This window comes from Streptomyces phyllanthi, from assembly GCF_009377205.1.
Lineage (GTDB): Bacteria > Actinomycetota > Actinomycetes > Streptomycetales > Streptomycetaceae > Streptomyces > Streptomyces phyllanthi.
The window spans coordinates 1-3,067 of sequence record NZ_VJZE01000716.1 but is presented as its reverse complement, the minus strand read 5'-3'; the positions used below and the strand labels follow the sequence as shown (position 1 = coordinate 3,067).

The 3,067-nt window shown below is 72.8% G+C and carries 2 protein-coding genes and 2 pseudogenes; 2 read left to right on the top strand and 2 right to left on the bottom strand.

Going from position 1 to position 3,067, the window contains the following annotated elements:
* Positions 1–203 (top strand): annotated as a pseudogene (locus FNH04_RS48390) (glycosyltransferase); the annotation flags it as partial.
* Here the strand turns inward: FNH04_RS48390 and FNH04_RS43870 are convergent.
* Together FNH04_RS43870 and hpnR are read right to left on the bottom strand one after the other, a co-directional pair.
* Positions 200–1,084 carry a DMT family transporter gene (locus tag FNH04_RS43870; RefSeq protein ID WP_152791816.1) on the bottom strand — a complete coding sequence of 295 codons (885 nt, stop codon included), beginning with the start codon at positions 1,082–1,084 and terminating at the stop codon, positions 200–202. The pseudogene FNH04_RS48390 and the gene FNH04_RS43870 sit on opposite strands and share 4 nt — an antisense overlap.
* Before the next feature lies 1 nt (position 1,085).
* Positions 1,086–2,594 carry a hopanoid C-3 methylase HpnR gene (gene hpnR, locus FNH04_RS43865; protein ID WP_152791817.1) on the bottom strand — a complete coding sequence of 503 codons (1,509 nt, stop codon included), beginning with the start codon at positions 2,592–2,594 and terminating at the stop codon, positions 1,086–1,088.
* Positions 2,595–2,878: 284 nt separating this feature from the next.
* Here hpnR and FNH04_RS48385 point away from each other — a divergent pair.
* Positions 2,879–3,067: pseudogene (locus FNH04_RS48385) on the top strand (LytR family transcriptional regulator); the annotation flags it as partial.

Genomic DNA, 3,067 nt, shown 5'->3' with positions numbered 1-3,067 from the left:
GGTTCGTCGTACGGCGCGATGACGCGCGGGGCTGGGCGGACGCGCTGTGCGAGCTCGTGGATCAGCCTCGGTTGCTCGACGCGGTACGTCGCCGGGCGGCGGCCACGGCCCGGGACGCGCACCCCTCGTGGGACCGGGTGCTGGCCGAGGACCTGCTGCCGGTGTGGTGGGGAGTTCGACACCAGGGCCCAGGTGCGGCCTAGGTGCTGCCGCCCGCCCCCCGGCCCCGGCCGTGCAGTGCCGCGATCAGTGGGGACGAGTCCAGGCTCGCGATCCCGGCCGTGGCCAGGGCCAGGCCCGCGACCGTGAAGGCCGTGGCGGGCCAGCCGGTGTGGAGGGTCTCGCCGAAGACCGCCGTGCCCACGGTCACCGCCACCACCGGCTCCGTGGCGTCGATCACCGTCAGGCTCGCGGCCAGCGGGCCCTGCTGGAAGGCGCTCTGGATGAGCAGCAGACCGCCCACGCTCGCAACGACGAGCGCGTAGGTCTGCCAGGCGGAGAACACCGCGCCGGGCCCGTGCCGGAACCGGCCGACCGTGGCGGCCAGCAGCACGGACTGGATGCCCATGACCACTCCCCCCGCCAGCGCCACCGCCGAGGCCCGCCACGGACCGGACAGGAACCGCGAGGCCGCCAGTGCGGCACAGACCAGGGCGCCGGTCGCGCCCAGAACCAGAAGCCAGGTGGAGAGGCCCGCCGTTCCCGGGCGGCCTCCGTGCGGACGGGCGGACGCGAGGGCCATGGCCAGACCGCCGGCCACCGCGAGGGTGCCGAACCACTCCAGGGGCCCCAGCCGCATACGGTGCAGCCGGGCGGACAGCGGGACCGCGAAGAGCAGTTCGCTGACGATCAGCGGCTGCACCAGACTGAGCGGGCCGAACGCCAGGGCCAGGGACTGGAAGCCGTAGGCGACCAGGGCCAGCCCGATACCGCGGAGCCAGAGCCGGTCCCGTACCAGATGGCCCAGCAGACGCGGGGAGAGCGTCTCCTCGTCCGGCCGCGCGCTGGCGGCCCGCTGCTGCAGCACCCCCGCGACGGCGAAGCAGACACCTGCGGCGAGCGAGGCGAGGACGGCGACCCACACGCTACTCGGTGCTCGTCCGGCTCCGGTCCGGCGCCGCTCCCCGGCCGTCCGCCCGCGTGTGCACGTACAGCAGACGCCGGTCGCTCACGTCCATGGGCTGGGGCAGGGGCAGCTCGTAGCGGACGGGCATGCTGTGGTCGGCGAACTGCCGGCGCGGGTTGTAGACCTGGTTGAACTTCCACAGCATGCGGGCGAAGTTGGTCTGGCCGTGCAGCAGGTTGCGGCCGAGGACACGGGCCGCACCGAACGCCGTCCGCAGCCCCAGGTGCTTGCGGTTGATCACCGCCTGGGTACGGACCAGCTCCTCGTAGAAGCGCTCCAGCGGCAGCTTCGTGGGGACCACGGCGTGCTGGATGTCGAAGAGGCGGTAGTCGCGGGTGGTGAGCCGCCGCGACTCGGTGTGCCAGATCTCCGTACCGGGATACGGCGTCATCACGGTGAAGTGCACGATCTCCGGTACGGCGAGCGCGAACTCGCGGACGACCCGGAAGCGCTCCTCGTCCCACGCCGGGTCGACGATCAGGTTGATGGCGGCCCTGATGCCCAGACGACGTGCCGTCTCCAGCGCCCGGAAGTTCTCGTCGGGGCTGACCCGCTTGCGGTACAGGTCGAGTCCCTCGGCGTCGATGGCCTCCATCCCGAGGAACATGTAGCGCAGCCCCAGCCGCGCCCACCGTTCGAAGACCTCGGGGTGGCGCAGCAGCACGTCGCTACGGGTCTCCAGGTAGTAGCGCTTGCGGATACGGCGGCGTTCCACCTCCGCGGCGATGGCGTCGCCGTGCTCGGGCCGGATGAAGGCGACGTCGTCGACGATGAACACGTTGGGCTCGCGGATACGCGCCAGGTCCTCGGCCGCGGCCTCGGGTGACGCCTTGCGGTAGCTGCGGCCGTAGAACGTCCAGGCCGAGCAGAACGAACAGTCCCAGGGGCAGCCGCGGGTGAACTCGATGGAGGCGCACGGGTCGAGCTCGCCGATGAAGTAGCGGCGGCGGCCGCTCATCAGGTCACGTGCCGGGAGCGGGTCGTCGATGCTGTGCAGCATCAGGGGCGCGGGGCCGCGTCCGGAGGCGGTGACGATCCCGGGGACGGCGTCCACCCCGCCGTCGCGGACCGCCTCCAGCAGCGGGCCGATCGCCGGCTCCCCCTCGCCGCGGACCACCGCGTCCACTGTGCCCTCCGCCTGCTCCAGCACCGTCTCGGCGACGAAGGAGACGCTGTGGCCGCCGAAGAAGACGAAGCAGCCCGGCACGGACTGCTTGACCTCCGCGGCCAGGTCCATCGCCTCGGGGATGTTGGCCAGGTAGTTCAGCGAGATCCCGAGGGCCTCCGGCCGGAACGACCTCAGCTCCCTCGTCAGCCGGTCCCTGCCGAGCACCTGGAGGTCCACGACGCGCACCTCGTGGCCCGCGTCCCGGGCGGCCCCTGCCACGCGCTCCAGTCCCAGCGGTTCGAGCCGCAGAAAGATCTCGGAGTACATCAGGGCGCTGGGGTGGACGAGCAGCACACGCATGGTCACCTCGTCACGGGAGGCGGAGCGAACCGGAACCAGGAGAAACCGGAGGAAACCGGGGGAACCGGGAACGCGGGGGTACCCCCTTCGTATCCGGCGATCCGGCGCGGTGCACCGCCCATACCGCCGCCTGGCGGCACCGCTCGGCGCGCAAGGGTGGTTTTGCCGCGTCGGGTACGGGGCTCCGGGAGCGCGCGGCGGGAGTGCCGACGATGGGAACCCCGTCCAGGACCGCCGTGACCGGCCACCGCCGAACCAGACCGACAGCGCAGGGAGACCGTCCCGTGACACCCACCGGCTCCACCTACGACCCCCGAACAGGCGCCGTCGTACCCCACGGCAAGGGAACCGGCCCGTCCGTCGCGCTCGGCCCGTCCGTCGCCAACCCGCCCGTCACACCCGACCCGCCGGGCGCGCCCAGCCCATCGGTCGCACCGGGCCCGCCGGCCGCAGCGGGCCGTTCAGCCGCACCC